Annotated in this window: 14 protein-coding genes, 1 rRNA gene and 1 pseudogene; 3 read left to right on the top strand and 13 right to left on the bottom strand. The window is 55.6% G+C overall.

Going from position 1 to position 18,952, the window contains the following annotated elements; all coding sequences use genetic code 11:
• Nucleotides 1–177 precede the first annotated feature (177 nt).
• Nucleotides 178–293 (top strand): 5S ribosomal RNA (gene rrf / locus PAG01S_RS12555).
• 277 nt (nt 294–570) lie between these two features.
• A complete protein-coding gene (locus PAG01S_RS12550; RefSeq protein WP_010257813.1) occupies nt 571–1,860 on the top strand; it encodes an MFS family transporter in 1,290 nt (429 codons plus the stop codon).
• Nucleotides 1,861–1,869: 9 nt separating this feature from the next.
• Here the strand turns inward: PAG01S_RS12550 and PAG01S_RS22610 are convergent.
• From PAG01S_RS22610 to trxC, 5 genes and pseudogenes are all read right to left on the bottom strand, one after another.
• Nucleotides 1,870–2,180: pseudogene (locus tag PAG01S_RS22610) on the bottom strand (YfiM family lipoprotein).
• Between the two features lie 26 nt (nt 2,181–2,206).
• Nucleotides 2,207–3,562: a CDP-diacylglycerol--serine O-phosphatidyltransferase gene (gene pssA / locus PAG01S_RS12545; protein ID WP_062758859.1), complete on the bottom strand. Its 1,356-nt coding sequence runs from the start codon at nt 3,560–3,562 to the stop codon at nt 2,207–2,209.
• A gap of 117 nt (nt 3,563–3,679) precedes the next feature.
• The gene (locus PAG01S_RS12540; protein ID WP_033758680.1) at nt 3,680–6,337 is read right to left on the bottom strand and encodes a bifunctional acetate--CoA ligase family protein/GNAT family N-acetyltransferase; all 2,658 of its coding nucleotides are present in this window, start codon (nt 6,335–6,337) and stop codon (nt 3,680–3,682) included.
• A 138-nt stretch (nt 6,338–6,475) separates the two neighbouring features.
• Nucleotides 6,476–7,153, bottom strand: coding sequence for a tRNA-uridine aminocarboxypropyltransferase (locus tag PAG01S_RS12535; RefSeq protein ID WP_062758857.1), 678 nt, complete (start codon nt 7,151–7,153; stop codon nt 6,476–6,478).
• Between the two features lie 81 nt (nt 7,154–7,234).
• The gene (gene trxC, locus PAG01S_RS12530) at nt 7,235–7,654 is read right to left on the bottom strand and encodes a thioredoxin TrxC (protein ID WP_010257800.1); all 420 of its coding nucleotides are present in this window, start codon (nt 7,652–7,654) and stop codon (nt 7,235–7,237) included.
• 159 nt (nt 7,655–7,813) lie between these two features.
• Between trxC and PAG01S_RS12525 the strand changes: the two genes are divergently transcribed.
• Nucleotides 7,814–8,995 (top strand): tRNA/rRNA methyltransferase, encoded by a 1,182-nt coding sequence (locus PAG01S_RS12525; RefSeq protein ID WP_010672152.1) that lies wholly within the window; start codon nt 7,814–7,816, stop codon nt 8,993–8,995.
• Between the two features lie 36 nt (nt 8,996–9,031).
• On the opposite strand, the gene emrB is transcribed toward PAG01S_RS12525, so the two are convergent.
• The 8 genes from emrB to nrdF all read right to left on the bottom strand — a co-directional run bounded on the left by emrB (nt 9,032) and on the right by nrdF (nt 18,945).
• On the bottom strand, nt 9,032–10,567 hold the full coding sequence (gene emrB / locus PAG01S_RS12520; RefSeq protein WP_010257793.1) for a multidrug efflux MFS transporter permease subunit EmrB: 1,536 nt from the start codon (nt 10,565–10,567) through the stop codon (nt 9,032–9,034).
• Nucleotides 10,568–10,583: 16 nt separating this feature from the next.
• Entirely contained in the window at nt 10,584–11,756 is a 1,173-nt protein-coding gene (emrA, locus tag PAG01S_RS12515) for a multidrug efflux MFS transporter periplasmic adaptor subunit EmrA (protein WP_010257791.1), read from the bottom strand.
• A 150-nt stretch (nt 11,757–11,906) separates the two neighbouring features.
• Nucleotides 11,907–12,437: a transcriptional repressor MprA gene (mprA, locus tag PAG01S_RS12510; protein WP_003850381.1), complete on the bottom strand. Its 531-nt coding sequence runs from the start codon at nt 12,435–12,437 to the stop codon at nt 11,907–11,909.
• Nucleotides 12,438–12,739: 302 nt separating this feature from the next.
• A complete protein-coding gene (locus PAG01S_RS12505) occupies nt 12,740–13,927 on the bottom strand; it encodes an MFS transporter (protein WP_062758872.1) in 1,188 nt (395 codons plus the stop codon).
• Between the two features lie 212 nt (nt 13,928–14,139).
• Nucleotides 14,140–15,138, bottom strand: coding sequence for a glycine betaine/L-proline ABC transporter substrate-binding protein ProX (proX, locus tag PAG01S_RS12500; RefSeq protein WP_010257785.1), 999 nt, complete (start codon nt 15,136–15,138; stop codon nt 14,140–14,142).
• Between the two features lie 61 nt (nt 15,139–15,199).
• Nucleotides 15,200–16,291: a glycine betaine/L-proline ABC transporter permease ProW gene (gene proW / locus PAG01S_RS12495; protein ID WP_022624068.1), complete on the bottom strand. Its 1,092-nt coding sequence runs from the start codon at nt 16,289–16,291 to the stop codon at nt 15,200–15,202.
• Complete coding sequence (gene proV / locus PAG01S_RS12490; RefSeq protein ID WP_010672155.1) at nt 16,288–17,484, bottom strand: glycine betaine/L-proline ABC transporter ATP-binding protein ProV; 1,197 nt, start codon at nt 17,482–17,484, stop codon at nt 16,288–16,290. Before proV ends, proW begins: the two co-directional genes overlap by 4 nt.
• Before the next feature lie 501 nt (nt 17,485–17,985).
• Nucleotides 17,986–18,945, bottom strand: a complete 960-nt coding sequence (gene nrdF / locus PAG01S_RS12485; protein ID WP_010257777.1) for a class 1b ribonucleoside-diphosphate reductase subunit beta — start codon at nt 18,943–18,945, stop codon at nt 17,986–17,988.
• Between the last annotated feature and the right edge of the window lie 7 nt (nt 18,946–18,952).

The raw sequence follows: 18,952 nt of genomic DNA, 5'->3' as shown, positions 1-18,952 counted from the left end.
GAGAGACAGATTTTCAGCCTGTACCGGATAAAAATTAGCGGAAACGAAAGATTTTGCGGCGTGACAAGGCGCAGAGCGAGGACGTCAGCGGGAGCATACTGAAGTATGTGACCGGTGTGGCTGAGCGATGGCAACGCGGTCATGGCGTAAAAGATTCGTTTCGTGCACCAAGATTTGCCTGGCGGCTTTAGCGCGGTGGTCCCACCTGACCCCATGCCGAACTCAGAAGTGAAACGCCGTAGCGCCGATGGTAGTGTGGGGTCTCCCCATGCGAGAGTAGGGAACTGCCAGGCATCAAATAAGTGAAGAAGCCCCGCACGAAAGTGCGGGGCTTTTTTACGTCTGCACTTTGCCACGTTAAGCTGAATACATGACCTGCAGGCACGCGGTATGTCACCCTTAACTCCCCATTCTCCACCTCTGAATGACCAGCAACCCGCTGATTTTTCGATAATTAGCGACATGGCTCACAATAATAATCTCGGATTACGCCGCCTTTACCTTCAGTAGACTTAAATGCTTTACTCACTCCTTTAAACGCTGTTGATCAGCAAGGAACAGAGGTAAGGCATGGCACCCACAAATAATAAAACTCAGACGGATGATACAAAGAAACGTATCTGGGCTATCGTCGGCGCGTCATCAGGTAACCTGGTTGAGTGGTTCGACTTTTACGTTTACTCCTTCTTCTCACTCTATTTTGCCCACATTTTCTTTCCGCAGGGCGATACCACCACTCAGTTGTTACAGACGGCGGGCGTTTTTGCGGCAGGATTTTTAATGCGTCCGATTGGCGGCTGGCTGTTTGGCTATATCGGCGACAAACATGGCCGAAAAAATTCGATGCTGGTTTCGGTCTGCATGATGTGTTTTGGTTCGCTGGTGATCGCCTGCTTACCCGGTTACGCAACGATCGGCGTGGCTGCGCCCGTCATTCTGCTGCTGGCGCGTATGTTTCAGGGATTATCGGTGGGCGGAGAATATGGGACCAGCGCAACCTACATGAGCGAAGTGGCTCTGGAAGGACGCAAAGGATTCTACGCCTCATTCCAGTATGTCACGCTGATTGGTGGCCAGTTAGCGGCGGTACTCACCGTCGTGGTCCTGCAATTTTTGCTGACGGATGCAGAACTGCGAAGCTGGGGCTGGCGTATTCCGTTCTTCCTCGGCGCACTCCTCGCCGTTGTCGCATTATGGTTACGACGCTCACTGGAAGAGACCTCAGATAAGACGAGCCGCGAACATCGCGATGCGGGTAGCGTAATCGGGTTACTGCGCAATCATACTCGTCCCTTCCTGATGGTGCTGGGTTTCACCGCAGGCGGCTCCCTGAGTTTTTACACCTTCACCACCTACATGCAGAAGTATCTGGTTAATACGTCAGGTATGGATCCTAAAACCGCCAGCGGCCTGATGACCGGTGCGCTGCTGGTCTTTATGCTGATTCAGCCGATTATCGGTGCCCTGTCAGATAAAATCGGTCGTCGCACCTCAATGATGATTTTTGGCGCGGGCGCGGCCATCTGTACGGTCCCCATTCTGACGCTGTTGCAAAACGTGCAAAGTCCCGGTGTGGCTTTCCTGTTAATCATGCTGGCGCTGCTGATTACCAGCTTCTACACCGCCATCAGTGGCATTCTTAAAGCAGAAATGTTTCCGCCACAGGTGCGCGCACTGGGTGTAGGGCTATCTTACGCAGTAGCGAATGCGATCTTTGGTGGGTCGGCAGAGTATGTTGCGTTGCTGATGAAGCAGCAGGGGATTGAGACGACTTTCTTCTGGTATGTTTCAGCGATGGGCGCGGTGGCATTTCTGGTGTCGTTGTTGCTGCACAAGCGCGGTAAGGGGATTAAGCTTTAACAGAGAAAGCTACTGACTCAGATTCCACAGGGCAATGCCGCTGGCAGCACCGGCGGCATCCCAGGCGAAATCTTTCCAGCTCCAGCCGCTGCCATTCGGGCGGCTGTCATACCACTCTTTTCCCGCCCCAGGCGTTAATGAAAACAGTCTGGCTTTGCCGGTCAGAATGGTGCTGACGCTGCCTGCCCATATTCACTACCGGCAGCGGCCAGGACTGCAGAGGCGACAAAATGCTCCGCTTTATCCCGTCCGGTCTACTGATCTTCCGCCATATGGGCGCATCCGCTACACAACAACACAGCAAGCAGCACACTTCGCATAGCAGATGCCTTATTAACCGTAGTGATTAAAGAATCCGGCTGATCAGGCGATCGATACGTATCCGGCGCAGACGGCGAATCAGCTTGCGCACCTTGGCCGGGTAATCAGCAATACTTTCAAGCTCACGGAAATGCGTTACTACCGTCGTGTTCTGCCGGATTAACGTCAGTTCCTTCTCACGCTGAGCCGCTAACTCCTGATGAGGATCGTGGATCAGCACCGCATTTTCCAGATCGAGCCGCCAGGCACGTGGATTGAGGTTATTACCGGTAATCAGCTGCCATTCGTCATCAACCCACATTCCTTTAAGGTGATAACTATTCTCGCCATCCTTCCACAGTCTCACGACCAGCTGATCGGTCGTAACGTAGTAGTGCAAACGGCTCATAAAGCGACGCAGATTGATTTCATACAGGTAAGGCAGCGCGCCTATGATTTTGAACGGCTGATCGGGCGCAATATAGAAGTCATTGGCTGTTTTATCGCCGACGATGATCTCAACCTGTTTTCCCTGACGCAGAAGATGAATGATATTACGTACCAGCAAGGCGGGCATGTTGAAGTAGGGGGTACAGATGATCAGCTTCTGTTCCGCACAGGGCATCAGGTGGAAAATGGTTTTATTGAGCAGGCTATGCTTACCCAGACCGACCAGCGGCGTGACCGTCAGTTCATCGTTGCCGGCATTCCCTTCAAACTGATAATTGAAACCGCGCAGGTCCTGACGGAACTGGCGTGTCTCATTTTTAATTTCAGGACTTGAGGGGCGCTCAGCAAAATCGAGTCGGTTTACCGCTTCCGCTGACTTCAGATTGAGCGTGATCCAGTCATACATCGTATCTGTCAGCTGGGAATTACGGATAACCTGGTAACGGTCATAGCGATACTTATCATGCTGATGCAGGTAGACATCATTGATGCTGGCACCGCTGTAGAGCAGCATATCATCAATAATGAACCCTTTAAGGTGGAGCACGCCCAGCGCTTCACGGGTATTGACCGGGATACCATAAACCGGGATGGCGATATCCGGATAACGTGTCGCCATTTCGCAATACCAGTCGGCATTGGTTACGCCTCGCGCTGCGCCAATTCGGCCACGCTGCGCACGGTGCCAGTCAACCAGAATCGAAATATCCAGCTCCGGCCGCGCCTGCTTCGCACTATAAAGCGCATCCATGACGGCACGTCCGGCGTCATCATTTTCCAGATAGAGCGCAACAATACAGATGCGAGTCTGCGCTGCCGCAATCTTCTCCAGCAACGTCTGGCGAAATTCGGCAGGCGAGTAAAGTGTCGACACATCCGCAACGGATTGTGACAGTTTCGGCAGCTGTGCGAGGTGTTGTTGGTGTTTGTTACGTTTAAATTTAGTCAACATCACAGTGCACTTCTTCTCTGTTCATTGCATGGCCTTTTGCCATCAAATCAGGGTTATAACCACAAATAATAACATCAACTTCGCCGATTCGAACGTTTTTTACCTTTCTCTACAAGGTTAGTTGATCTCATTCTGTAAAGACAATTTCAGGCTGACAATACCGTCATCCAGTTGAATATCAACATGAAAGTTGAGCTTTCGTGCCAGCGTAATCATGCCGCGGTTATGGGGCATGGTGATACCGTTCAATTGTTGCAAGCCGTGATGCCGGGTATAGCGGATCATCTTTTCCAGCAGACGACGGCCCATGCCCAGGCCTTTCAGGTCGGAACGGACCAGCACCGAAAACTCTGCATCAATGTTATCTGCATCAGAGATAGCGCGGGTGACGCCGATGATCTCGGGTCGTCCATGATGCTGACGTACCGCCACAATCGCCATCTCGCGGTCATAATCGATCTGGGTCATGTTGGCGAGATCATCATGAGTAAACTCACTGATTTCACTGAAGTAGCGGTAGTAGAGATCTTCTTTGGTGACCTGACTGATGAAATCGCGCAGCAGGGGCTCATCCTCTGGCAGAATGGGCCGGAACAGGCAGAATTGCCCATCCTTTAACTCCACCTGCTCTTCCAGATGCTGAGGATAAGGACGTATTGCCAGCCGTGCTTCGTTATCGCCGTGGAACGGAGCCAGCGTCAGGGTGACATCCAGCAGGGTAAAATCATTGCCCGCCGCCAGCAGCGGATGAATATCCAGTCGCTGGATCTCCGGGCAATCCACCACCAGGTTAGAGACCTGCACCAGCAACTGGCTTAAACCGGGGATATCCAGCGGATTCAGCGCGCTGCGGCTGCGGATTTTTCCGCTCTTGATCGCCTGAATCACCAGATAGCGTGCCAGCGTCATATTCAGCGGGGGAAGGGCAACGGCAGCCTGTTTATCGGCCTGCCATTCAACGCCGCCTTCCCCCAGCATAATGATCGGGCCAAACAGGGCATCCTGTTCGACCACGACCCGCAGCTCCTGTGCGCCTGCACGACTCGCCATGCTCTGAACCAGTAGCCCTTCGATACGTGCCTGCGGCAACGTCTGTTTTACCCGATCAAAAATGGCCTCAGCGGCATGCTCCACTTCGCTGGCATTACGCAGGTAGAGCATCACGCCCTGCACCTCCGATTTATGCGCGATATCGGGTGAACGCAGTTTTAGCGCCACCGGATAGCCAATCTGATCGGCAATCGCCACTGCCGCCTTACTGTCGCTGGCGATCCAGGTCGGCAGCGTGGCCAGGCCGTAAGCCTGCAGTACCGGCTGCACTTCGTGGGTATCCAGCGCGGTAACACCGCGCTCCAGCGCCTGTGACAGCAGCTGGTGTGCATGGGCACTGTCCAGGTTCAGGGTGGCGGGCAGGGCAGGGGTTTCGCGCAGCTGCTTCTGGTTACGGCGGTACTCAACCTGATGCATAAAAGCGGTCACCGTTCCCTCTGGCGTGCGCCAGGTCGGTATCCCCGCCTGCGTAAAGGCTCGGCGCGCGGCTTGTGAAGAGAACTCGCCGCTCCAGTTGGTCAGCAGCGTCACCAGCTTACCGCGCGGGTGACGGGCGATGGTGTCGATCAGATGTCCGGCCGTTTCAGTCGCGGGCGCGACCGCGCTTGGCGCATGAATAATCATCAATGCATCAAGTTCATGGCTGTCGAGCAGGATCTCTGTGCAGGCGGCATAACGTTCTGCTGTGGCGTCATCTTTTAAATCCAGCGGGTTGCCGCGGCCTGCGCCAGCGGGCAACAGCGCCTCGAGCTGCTGAATCGTCTGCTCGCTGAGCTGTGCCAGTTTCCCATTGCGGGCATAGAGCTCATCCAGCGCCAGCGCGGCGGGGGCGGCACCATTACTGATGATCATCAGCCTGTCGCCACGCAGCGGCCGCATATGACTCAGCGACTCAACGGCGGAGAAGAGCTCATGAGTATCCTGCACCCGCAGTAACCCGGCACGCTGAATGGCTGCATCCCAGGCGGCGTCCAGACCGCTGTGGGTGCCCAGCAGCGCCTGTGCTTCCCGGCTGCGACCACTCTTGATCACCAGAATCGGTTTATTACGGGAGGCGCTGCGTGAGGCAGAAACAAAACGACGCGCATCGCTGAGGTGCTCCAGATAGAGCAGGATAGCGCTGGTTTTACCGTCGCGAGCCAGGAAGTCGAGCAGATCATCAACATCGGTATCCAGACTGTCACCCAGCGCGATAAACCAGGAGAATCCGAGATTACGCTGCTGCGCCCAGTCGAGAATGGTGTTGGATACGGCGGCGGACTGAGAGATAAATGCGATACGGCCTTTCTCTATCGGCACCGGCGAGAAGCTGGCATTCAATCCCTGCCAGGGGGCCAGCAGGCCAAGACTGTTCGGTCCCAGCAGACGTATCTGCCACTGGCTGGCGCAGGCTTTGAGTTCGGCCGACTGGCTGGCGGGCGCAGAAAGAATAATGCAGGCCTTGCAGCCTTTTTCACCGAGCTGTTGCAGCAGTTCGAGGTTACGTTTTGAGTGGGTGCAGATTACTGCCAGGTCTGGCGCAAAAGGTAAGCTGTCGATGGTGGGCCAGGCCAGTACGCCGCTGACCGCTTTATATTTTGGCGTCACCGGCAACACCGGTCCGCTAAAACCGCCTGCCAGCAGGTTACGCATCATAAAATATCCGGCGCGCCCTGGCGTGACCGAGGCACCAATCACCGCAATTGATTTAGGTCGTAACAGCGCTTCCAGTCCGCGTTGGCTCATCTCGCTCTCCAGAGTTCGGGATTTGCGTGATTGTAAACGCTTTTTGCTGGCAGTGCTTCCGGGCAGATCGCAGGCTGCGCATCCCGATTTTAATCTCTGTCACCGCAGGGTCTCTCCCGCCAGGAGGTGACAGGGCGCTTAATCCTGTCCGGCGTGGTGTGGTTTCCCTGCCAGATAGGCCGCGCGGAACTGATCAAAATGGTGAGATAACGCCTCAGCCGCCAGCCGATCGCCCGCCTGCGTCAGCAGCGCCGCGGCCACTTCAGCAGTGCAGTGCTGACCTGCGCCGTGGGCTTCACGCAGCGTATAGCGCGACGGGGTGCTGACATCCAGCGACATCACCGGCAGGGCGTCGAGCCAGGGGCTTTTACGGAACATTTTGCGGGCTTCGGTCCAGGTGCCGTCCAGCATAATAAACAGCGGCGGCTTGCCACTGACGGGCGGCGTTGTCAGCACTTCGCGACCGGCATCGGCATAAGCGGCCGGGAAAACGACCAGCGGCTGATAATCGGGATTGCGCACCGCCGCCAGCAGCAGCGGATCCGGCTCGGTGCGTGACCAGCCAAAAGCCTGAGTTTCCGGCAGAATATCGGCAATCAGCCGGCCGGTGTTGCTCGGCTTCATCGGCTCGGTATCGAACATCACCAGGCAGAAGCGGCTACGGGCGGACTGCGGCACGATCTGACTGCAGAGACAGTTGACCTCTGGCAGCAGACAGCCCTGACAGCGGATGACCCGATTCCCGCGCGCGAGGAAAGGACGGGTAGATCGGGCCAGGCGTTGGGTGCGCAAGCGCAAAACAGCATTATCAGACATGAGTATTCAGGGCAGGAAAAACGTCAGTGTAATCGAAGCGCAGGCGAAAAGGAAAAGGCCAGCCAGGCTGGCCTCTGAAGATTAAAGTGACTCATCCAGCCATTCATTGAAAGGCGCTTTGGGCATCGCGCCATTCAGCATGTCGACCCGCTCGCCGTTCTTAAACAGCATGATGGTCGGGATGCTGCGAATGTTGAAACGGGCGCTCAGGGCCGGTTCCGCTTCGGTGTTCACTTTAATAAAGCGGACTTTACCGCTGCGTTCACTGGCGACATCTTTAAACACCGGCGCAAAATTGACACAGGGACCACACCAGGGCGCCCAGAAATCGATCACCACCGGCAGATCATCCTGCAGATATTTGTCAAAGTTAGCGCTGGTGGCATTCACCACTTCGCCATCAAATAACGCATTTCCACAGCGACCACATTTCGCCACGTCGGCAAGGCGTTCTTCAGGAACGCGATTGGTTGCCTGACAGGAAGCGCATACCGTATTCATAGGAACCTCTGATGTTGAAAAGTGTCAGTCTGATAAATATTGTTCATTATGAAAGGGGACGGATTCCCTCTCAATCTGGATTGCTCTATAGGTTCAATAGTTGATAGCTAAGCGCCAGCACATCAGGTAATCTGCGCGCTCTCAATGCAGGAGGAAGACATGAACGACGAATTTAAAGGCAAGAGCGGTAAGGTTAAGGTGATGTACGTGCGTGGCGAGGACGATAAAAGCGCGCGCGCGCCTAATCCTCGTACAGGCAAAGGTGGTCACGCTGCTGCCCGTTCGGATGATAATCGTCGTTCGTCTGGCCCCCGTACTGAACGCAGTCAGGAAGGTGGTCGCTCCGCTGGCCGTCGCAGCGACGACACCGGTCGCAGCAGTTCACCGCGTCGTGATGAAGGCGGACGTGGCGCTCCACGCCGTTCAGACGATGGCGCAGGCCGCCGCAACGATCGTGGCGATGATAATCGCGGCGCCTATGGCAGCAGCGATTCCCCATGGCGCACTGTGTCACGCGCGCCATCAGCAGATCGTCCGGCAACCGAAAGCGATAAGCCGGATCATGGCGGCATCAGCGGCAAGAGCTTCGTCGATCCCGAGCAGATCCGTCGTCAGCGTAACGAAGAGACGCGCGTCTATGGTGAGAACGCCTGTCAGGCGCTGTTCCAGAGCCGTCCTGAAGCGATTGTTCGCGCCTGGTTCGTGCAGGAAGTGACACCGCGTTTCCGCGAAGCGCTGCGCTGGCTGGCGGCTAACCGCAAAGCCTATCACGTCGTGGAAGATGCTGAGATTACCAAAGCGTCAGGCACTGAGCATCACGGTGGCGTCTGCTTCCTGATCAAAAAGCGCATGGGTATGGCGGTTTCTGAATGGCTGAGCCAGGCGAATACCAAAGATTGCGTACTGGCACTGGAAGATGTCAGCAACCCGCATAACCTCGGCGCGATTATGCGCAGCTGCGCGCACTTTGGCGTAAAAGGTTTGCTGGTGAACGACGCCTCACTGCTGGAGTCCGGCGCAGCGGTACGTACCGCAGAAGGCGGAGCTGAGCATGTGCAGGCCATCAGCGGCGCAACCTTCAGTGAAGGTCTGGAAGCGTTCCGTAAAGCGGGTTACACCATCGTCACCACCTCCAGCCATCAGGGCACGCCGCTGGCGCAGGCTCAGCTGCCCGAGAAAATGGTGCTGGTGTTAGGGCAGGAGCGTGAAGGTCTTTCTGATACCGCGTTCAAACAGGGTGACATGAGCCTGTCGATTGGCGGCACCGGCAACGTAGAAAGCCTTAACGTCTCGGTCGCAACCGGCGTACTGCTCGCCGAATGGTGGCGTCAGAACGCATAAAAAAACGGGCCGAAAGGCCCGTTTTGCTGTGTCACATCAGTGCGCGCCACCGCCACCGCCGCCTGCGCTAAACGGCGGACGGGCAAACCAGATCAGCACCAGCAGAATCAAAAAGACTCCCGCCGACGCCCAGAAAATTTCATTCGCTGAAATAATCAGTCCCTGATTGGTAATCTGCTGCGCGATCCAGGCCGACGCCTGCTGCTGCGTCATCCCCATGCTCTCCAGCTGGCTATACATCTGCTGAGAATTGACGTTGTACGGGGTGATCGACTCCGTCAGGTAGCTATGATGCATCGACTCGCGGTTACTCCACATGGTGGTGGTAATCGACGTTCCCACCGAGCCTGCAAAGGTACGCATAAAGTTCGACAGGCTGGAGGCAGCGGCCATGCGCTCCGGCGGCAATCCCGAGAGCGTAATGGTGGTCAGCGGCATAAAGAAGCAGGCCACGGCAAAGCCCTGAATAAACTGCGGCCAGGCTGAGGCACCAAAGTCCATTCCCGGTTCAAATGTATACGCGCGCCAGTAGAAGCAGACGGCATACATAATGAAGCTGAACGTGACCAGCCGTCGCATGTCGAGCTTATGGGCAAAGCGTCCGATGATCGGCGACAGGATCACCGGCAAAATGCCCACTGGCGCAGACGCCAGACCGGCCCAGGTTGCGGTGTAGCCGTAGACCTCCTGCAGCAGCTGCGGCAACAGAACAATCGAGCCGAAGTAGAGCATATAAGCCAGACTGATCGACAGGCAGCCAATGGTGAAGTTGCGCGACTTAAACAGCGACAGATCAATGATCGGGTGATCGTCAGTCAGCTCCCACACCAGCAGGACTGACAGCGCAATCACGGCCACTACCCCGAGCACGATAATCTCGGACGAGTTAAACCAGTCGAGCTCCTTTCCGCGATCCAGCATCACCTGCAAACAGCCGATCCCCACCACCAGCAGCACCAGCCCGACCATATCGATCCGCCGGATTTCGGTTTTGGTTTCCCGGCCGCGCAGGGTTTGCAGCGTCAGTATTACCACCGCCACACCAATGGGCACGTTGATAAAGAAGATCCAGCCCCAGTGATAGTTATCGCTGATCCAGCCGCCCAGTATCGGGCCACAGATTGGGGCGACGATCACCGTCATCGCCCACAGCGACAGCGCAACACTGCGCTTGGCGGGCGGATAGTTGTTGAGCAGCAGACTTTGCGACAGCGGGATCAATGGACCCGCGACGATCCCCTGAATGACGCGGAAGAAGATCAGCATCTCCAGGCTGTCTGACATGCCGCACGCCCAGGAGGCGATAGCAAACAGAATGGTCGACCAGGTAAAGAGCTTCACTTCACCGATGCGTTTTGCCAGCCAGCCGGTCAGCGGGATCGAGATCGCATTGGCCACACCAAACGAGGTGATCACCCAGGTTCCCTGGGAGTTCGACGCCCCCAGATTACCGGCAATCGTAGGGATAGCCACGTTGGCGATGGTCGAGTCCAGAACCTGCATGAACGTCGCCAGCGATAGCGCAATGGTCATCAGGACCAGCGGCATTCCTTCAAGCGGTTTTTGTGCCATTACAGCCTCCGCGTCATCATCCGGCGTTGGCGCGGACGATATCGGTGATCAGCTGATTGACCGGCGCAAGGTCAATCGCCAGTGCGTTGCTGCTGTAAGCGGCTTGCTGACGGGCGCTGGTGGCCAGCGCGCTGCCCTCTTTGCTGGTGGTATCGATTTTAACCAGCGTTGAGAGGCCAATACGCAGCGGATGTCTGGCGATATCTTCCTGATTCAGTTCGATACGAACTGGCAGGCGCTGAACCACTTTGATCCAGTTACCGGTGGCATTCTGTGCCGGCAACAGTGAGAAGGCGCTGCCGGTGCCCATATCCAGTCCTGCAACTTTGCCCTGATAAACCACTTCGTCACCGTAGATGTCGGCAACCACGGTGACAGGCTGACCAATACGAACGCCAGCCAGCTGAGTCTCTTTAAAGTTGGCATCGACCCACAGATTCGTTGCAGGCACGACGGCGAGCAGCGGGGTGCTGGTGGAGATTTGCGAACCGACCTGCACGCTGCGACGGGAGACAAAACCATCCATCGGACTACGGATTTCGGTGCGCTGCAGCGCCAGCCAGGCGTCACGCAGCTCAGCCGCGCTCTGTTGCACGGCAGGCTGATTTTCCAGTGAGGTGTTGAGAATCATCGCCTGATTCGCATTGTATTGCTGAATCGCCACGTCCAGTTGTGCTTTGGCCGTCGCGACGGCATCGCGGGCGTGCTGCAACTCTTCACGGCCAATCAGATTAGCCGCGCCTAACGGCTCACGGCGTTTCAGGTCGGCCTGTGCCTGCGCCAGAGCGGTCTGTTGCAAGGTAATGCTGGCCTGATACTGTTTGCCATTAATCATCAGCTGATGCGTCTGACGCACGCTGGTGGCGAGTGCCGTCTGCGCTTTTTCAAACGCCTGCTCCGCATCCGTCTTATCCAGTGAAACCAGCACATCGCCTTTTTTGACGAAATCGGTATCTTCAAACCAGACTTTATTCACGCTACCGGAGACCTGTGCCATCACCTGCACCTGGTTACCCGCAACGTAGGCGTCATCCGTTTCCTGAAAATGGCGCAGGACCAGGAACCAGTAAACTCCCCAGGCAATACCAATCAGCACAAAGATCAACGCCAGCACGATGAGCACACTTTTGCGCTTCTTCTTTTTGTTGGCTGACGGTTGCGGGCTTTGTGCTTCTGCCGTTGCACTCATGTCTTTCTCCACGTTTTCCATTTAGTCGGGCGGCAGAAATCCCTTTTCGCCAGCGCCCGAGTCGAAAAAGCCAGCGACTGAGCGCTGGCCAGATAAAAAAGGAAATTAAAATAACGATTCCGACAGGTGATTGTGTCGCACTTATTGCTATTAGCGGGAAAGCGAGGCGATCAGCTGATCTTCATCCATTTTATCAAGACGATTAAGTAGCTTACGGGTGATGCCTTCCAGCTGCGACTTCTCATCGACGGAGAGCGACGACCAGAGGTACTGCAGGCTCTGATGCTGAGGTGGCAGCAGCTGACGCAGGAACTCCATCCCTTTATCGGTCAGATGCAGGTGCAGGCAGCGACGGTCGTGATCGCTTTCACGACGCTCAATCCAGCCGCGCTTTTCCAGCTCATCAGCAATGCGCGTGGCATTGGTGCGTGAAGAGCCAAGGGCGGAGCTGAGCTCAGAGGGCTGAATACTATGGTTTTCCTGTGCATCCAGCGTAATCAACGCCATGAACAGGGTTTCATTAATACCCTGTGCTTTCAGCATCTTATTGCGGTTGTCCAGCAGTTTACCCTGCATATGCATACAGAGACGCGTCAGAATAATTTCCTGCAACGGAAAATCCTTATGGCGATTGGCACGGATGTTTAGCATCTGCTCAATGGGAGTAAACGAACTTTCCATTAAAAAAAACCTCACTAATTGCAACTTGTATAATAACTATGGTGACAGGATAAGCGTAGTCACTTTTTGGCAGGTGATCGCTGACAGAATCACTATTCACCATCAAAGGTATTCCAGGCCATTCCCTGGCCCTGGGTCAAAAACCCGTACGTCCGGCGGCAGCCGCTGTGCCGGAACGTGATCAAAAAGGGGGCAAATTTAATAATATCGCGGGGAAAAATAACTGAAGTGAATAGGTTTGCTACTAACCATAACAAACCTAACCATTTGTGACCAGACGCAATGCGCTGTCCGGCCAGGCTTCAGTTGATTTTTTCCGGCTCAAAGCGCGATCCGGCTGCCCAAATCAGCAGATTAACCACAGTCAGCAGCGCGCCAGCGCCACAGACGCCATACCAGCCCCAAAGATGGTAAGCGGTCGCGGAGAGCAGTGAGCCGGCCGCGCCACCCATAAAGTAGCTGGTCATGTAACCGGCATTAAGACGGTTCCGCGCCTCCGGCATCTGCGCGTAGATCACGCTTTGATTGGTGATATGGACGGCCTGTACCGCCAGATCCAGCAGCAGGATGCCGACGATCAGCGGCGCAAGCTGCTCCGCGCCCCACGCAATGGCAGCCCACGACAGCAGCATAAGCAGCAGGCCCAGTCGGGTGGTCAGCTTCGCTTTACCCTTGTCAGCCAGCGCGCCCGCCTGACGTGCGGCCAGCGCACCCGCGGCACCGACCAGCCCCAGCAAGCCAATCTCGCCCTCTGAGAAGTGATAAGGCGCCCCGGCGAGCAGAAAGGCCATTGAGGTCCACAGCAGGCTGAAATTGGCAAAGGAGAGGCAGCCGGTCCAGGCGCGGGTGCGGAGCACCCGATTACCGGCATACAGGTGAAAGATGGAGGCCAGCAGTTGCGGATAGCTCATGGGCACGGACTGTTTTACGCGTGGCAGCGCTCGCCACAGCGCCAGGGCCATCACCACCATCAGCAGGCTGGCAGTCCAGTAGACGGTACGCCAGCCGCCAAGCTGCGCCAGGCCGCCTGCCACGGTGCGCGCCAGCAGAATCCCCAGCAGCAAACCGCTCATTACCGTCCCCACTATTTTGCCGCGCCGCTCCGGCTCTGCCAGCGTGGCGGCCAGCGGCACCAGGATTTGTGCGGCGACCGAGAACAGGCCGGTCATCACCGTGCCCAGCAGTAAAAAGAGAAAGGAGTGCGAAAGGGCGATAATCACCATGCCCGCAGCAGCCAGCAGGATCATCGTAACAATCAGGCTGCGTCGTTCAAACCGATCGCCAAGCGGCACCAGCAGCAGCAGACCGCAGGCGTAGCCCAGCTGCGCCGTGGTGACAATAAATCCGGCGAGGCTGACAGAGAGATCAAACTGTTGGGCGATGGTATTCAGTAGTGGCTGAACGTAGTAATTACTGGCTACGCAGAGGCCGGTTGCTACTGACATCAGCATTACTAAAGCAGGCGTCAGACCCTGGCGAGTCGCATTCATAAACAGCATCGGTCGCTAATAATCATTTGAGGTTAATAGTAACTCAAAAAACTATTTCACACGCATGTTTATTAACAGGCCATACCAGTCGGGAAAGCAGGCATAAAAAAAGGGCAGAAAAATTTCTGCCCTCAGATAACTGCCCGACTAAAAGCGTATGCTCACTGAGCCAGCACTTTTATCAACCACCCTGGGGCGGAAATGTTTTCATGTTATTGCGCGGCGGCCTGCGCCTCGCTGATCCATTTATCGAACTCAGCCTGATGCGCCTTAATCCAGCCATCCACATGACGGTTAATCGCCTCTTCTGAGTTTTGTCCGGCATGCATTGCTGAGTTTTCAGCATTGATATCGGTAATGGGCAGCTTCATGACCGCAAACAGACGGGCAGCCGCCGGGTTTTTCGCCGCCCAGGCTTTGTTGGCGACGATGTGCATGGTGTTAACCGGGAAACCGTAGTTCGCGCCGTTTGGCAGCTTAGTATCCACATCCTTCTGTTCGCCAGGCAGCGAAGAGAACGGCACCTGCAGCCAGACCACATCGCGGCCCGGCTTCAGCACATCGCTCAGCCAGTAGGGCGTCCAGGTGTAATAAAGGATCGGTTTACCCTGTTTGTAGCGTGCCAGCGTATCCGCCACCATCGCCGAATAGTTACCCATATTGGCGGTCACGGTATCACTGAGACCGAAGGCGCTGTTCTGATGATTAATCACCGCTTCACAGCCCCAGCCTGGCGTACAGCCGGTCATATCCGCTTTGCCATCGCCGTTGGCGTCAAACAGGCTGGCGATCTTAGGATCTTTCAGCTGTTCGATATTGGTGATGTGATATTTCTCGGCGGTCTTCTTATCAATCAGATAACCCTGGGCGGCACCGGTAACGTAGGTTCCCTGACGATAGAGCTTCTGATCGCCACCGGCGGCTTTGTACATGTCGTCATGCAGCGGCTGCCAGTTCACCGCGGTAAAGGTGGCGTCGCCGGCGGCGATAGAGGTGTAGCCAACGTTGTAATCCACTTCACTCGGCTTGCTGACCTGATAGCCGAGTTTTTCCAGCGCGCGGCTGACAATCAGGGTCTGAAAAGTCTCTTCAGCGATAGTGCTCTGTATGGGTTGTACCGTAATACCTTTGCCCGGCAGATCGGCAGCGGAGACGTGTGAAACGGCCAGCGTGGTTACCACGGCGGCGAGCAGAGAGGCTCTGTTGCGCATAGTCATTCCTTATTTCAGATGTCGCGTCAGGATGGGCGGCGCGCAGGCGCCGCCCGACAGATTATTTTTTACGCGAAGGAGAGAAGATCAGGCCCAGCGGGCCGGTGTGATACCAGTGACGATTACCGCGGCTGCGGCTATCGCGACCAAACGATTGGGTCAGGCGGTCAAGGATAATGGCAAGGATCACAATCCCCACGCCACCCACCGTAGCCAGCCCCATATCGAGACGGCCAATACCGCGCAGAACCATCTGACCGAGTCCGCCCACGGCGATCATCGAGGCGATCACCACCATCGACAGCGCCAGCATCAGGGTCTGATTAACGCCCGCCATAATGGTGGGCATCGCCAGCGGCAACTGCACTTTGAATAGCAGCTGACGGGGACTGGCACCAAAGGATTCGCTCGCTTCGATCAGATCGGCGGGCACCTGCTTAATGCCGAGAATAGTCAGACGCACAATCGGTGGCAGGGCGAAGATAATCGTGACCACCACGCCTGGCACGTTGCCGATACCAAACAGCATTACAATCGGCACCAGATAGACAAAGGCGGGTGTCGTCTGCATCGCATCCAGCAAGGGACGTACGATACGCGCTGCCCGTTCACTGCGGGCCAGCCAGATCCCCAGCGGCAGGCCGATGAGAATGCAGAACATCAGCGCGGTAAGCACCAGCGCCAGCGTGACCATCGCCTGCGACCAGGCGCCAATTGCGCCAATCACGATCAGCGATACCAGCGTGGCGATGCCCATGGCGGGCGTCGCGATCTGCCAGGCGATTAGCGCAAACACCAGAATCGCTACCGGCGCGGGCATTCCCAGCAACAGCTGCTGAAAGGCGCTGAGAATATAGTCAACCGGTACCCGGATACCCTGAAACAGCGGGCGGAAATGGTTGACCACCCAGTCGATGCCGGTAGTCACCCAGTGATCAAGCGGGATCCAGGTTTTGTGGAACGGATCCATGATATTGAAATGTTCCGGCGCGGGCGCAGGGGCGCTGTTGAGCCAGTCACTGCTGCTGGCTGCATCGGGTGTCGCGCTGCCATCGGGCGTGCCCCAGGCATCGGCACCGCCGCTGCTGGTGGGCGCAGCCTGACTGCTGGCGGCGGTGCCGCTATCCCACGGATTGGTGGTTTCCTGACTCATGGCTGGGCTCCTTCACGATCTAACGCGCGCAATAGCGTGCTTTTGGAAATGATACCGACATACTGATTCTCCTCGCCGACCACTGGCACCGCACAGGGCGCCTGAGCGACGTGCGAGAGCAGATCGCTCAGTGAGGTATCGGCGGGCACCGCGGCTGGCGAGTCGAGGAGGGCGCTATCGAGTCCCAGACCTGCTGCCAGCGCGGCTTTCAGCGAGTCGGTGGAGACCACGCCAAGAAACTTCTGTTTTTCCAGCACGTAACCGTAGTCGCGGTCTTCATCCTGCAGCAGCTTAATGGCGGAGCGCGGGCCGAAACCTGGCGCTTTGCGGATCAACGCTCCCGCGCTACGACGGGCGATATCTTTGGCGCTGAATACGTGACTGATATCGACGCCACGGAAAAAGGTGCGGACATAGTCATTGGCCGGGTTATTCAGGATCTCATCCGGCGTACCAACCTGTATCACTTCGCCGCCCTGCATAATGGCAATACGGTCGCCAATACGCATCGCTTCATCAAGATCGTGGGAAATAAAGACGATGGTGCGCTGATGCCTGGCTTGTAAATTAACCAGTTCATCCTGCATTTCAGTACGAATCAACGGATCCAGAGCGGAGAAGGCCTCATCCATTAATAAGATGTCGGGATTGATAGCCAGGGCGCGGGCTAATCCGACGCGCTGCCGCATCCCTCCGGAAAGTTCATCCGGGTAAGCGTGCGCATAATTCTCCAGCCCGACCTGACGTAACGCTTCCAGTGCTTTTTCCTGGCGTTCAGCCAGTGCGACTCCCGCTAATTCCATACCAAATGCCGTATTATTTAATACATTCATGTGCGGCATCAAAGCAAATGACTGGAATACCATGCTGATTTTATTTCTGCGCACGTCACGCAGTTCGCTGGCTGATATTTTGGCAATATCGACACCGTCAATAATCACCTGACCGCGCGTCGGCTCTATCAGACGATTGAGAAGGCGAACCATGGTCGATTTTCCTGAACCGGATAACCCCATGATGACGAATATCTCGCCTTCTTCAATGGCCAGACTGGCGTTCTTTACACCAAGAGAGAGCCCGGTCTTCTCAAGAATGACATCTTTGGTCGCACCCTTTTCAATATATTTAAACGCGCGATCCGGATTGTCGCCAAATATCTTATAGAGATTTTTTACTTCGAGCTTAATAGCCATGCAGTCATTAAATCCTGGTTGAAATATCTAATATTATCCTGTCGTTCCCGCTGAAATTTAAGCAGGCCATACCGTAGCACACTGACGTTATCTGACAACCCTGAAGTGGAATATTGACCGGCCGCGGGACATTCAGATGCCGATTATCTTCAGTGCTCACAAGGGATAAGCGTGGATTAATTTTTTGTGAAATCATTGGCGGGTTTTTGGCATTTCAGCCGATTTGCCGCGTGAAAGGGAGAAAAACAAGCGTCACCAGGGTGAAATATTACGGAAATAATGGATTCCGATGCAGGGAAATAATCACGCCTGAAACGATCGGATTCAGTGGAATAATTGGTCGAAAAAAAAGGAAATGCGGGAAGGGGCAGAATCAACAAACGGTGAAATAGTCAGGCTGTTTTGCAGTAATATTTTTTTCTTATGATTAGACGGAATGGCGCGGCTGACACGGCACTGCCAGAGAAAACCGGATGCTGACAAAACAGCACCCGGTAACCCTCAGAAATTCCAGTCCTCGTCTTCGGTTTCGACCGCTTTTCCCATCACATAGGAGGAGCCTGAACCGGAGAAGAAGTCGTGGTTTTCGTCGGCGTTGGGCGACAGAGCCGACAGAATGGCCGGATTCACCGCTGTCAGCTCCGCCGGGAACAGCGCCTCATAGCCCAGATTCATCAACGCTTTGTTGGCGTTGTAGTGCAGGAAGGTTTTCACCTCCTCTACCCAGCCGACATCGGCATAGAGCGCCTCGGTATAAGCCACTTCGTTCTCATACAGCGCCAGCAGCAGATCATAGGCGAACTGCTGCAGCTCTTCGCGGCGCAGATCGTCAGCGGCAGCCAGCGCCTGCTGATATTTGTAACCGATGTAGTAACCGTGAACCGCTTCATCGCGAATAATCAGGCGAATCAGGTCAGCGGTGTTGGTCAGCTTGCCACGGCTCGACCAGTACATCGGCAGCCAGAAGCCGGAATAGAACAAAAACGACTCCAGGAAAACGCTGGCGATCTTCTTCTTCAGCGGATCATCGGCCTGGTAGTGTTCCAGAATGATGCGCGCCTTGTTCTGCAGCGGCGCATTCTCTTCACTCCACTGATAAGCGGCATCCACATCCTGGGTGTTACACAGCGTTGAGAAGATCGAACTGTAGGAGCGGGCATGCACCGCTTCCATAAAGCTGATATTCGACAGCACCGCCTCTTCGTGCGGGGTAATGGCATCTTCCATCAGCCCCGGCGCGCCGATCACGTTCTGGATAGTGTCGAGCAGCGTCAGGCCGGTGAACACCCGGATGGTCAGCTGCTGCTGCTGTTTATCCAGCGTCTGCCAGCCGGGCAGATCGTTGGAGAGCGGCACTTTCTCGGGCAGCCAGAAGTTGCTGGTGAGACGATTCCACACTTCAAGATCTTTGTCATCCTGAATGCGGTTCCAGTTAATTGCCTGAATCTGTTTTAGTTTCATCATTTTC

The organism is Pantoea agglomerans NBRC 102470 (genome assembly GCF_001598475.1).
Classification (GTDB): Bacteria; Pseudomonadota; Gammaproteobacteria; order Enterobacterales; family Enterobacteriaceae; genus Pantoea; species Pantoea agglomerans.
This window is presented reverse-complemented; position numbering and strand designations above follow the sequence as displayed.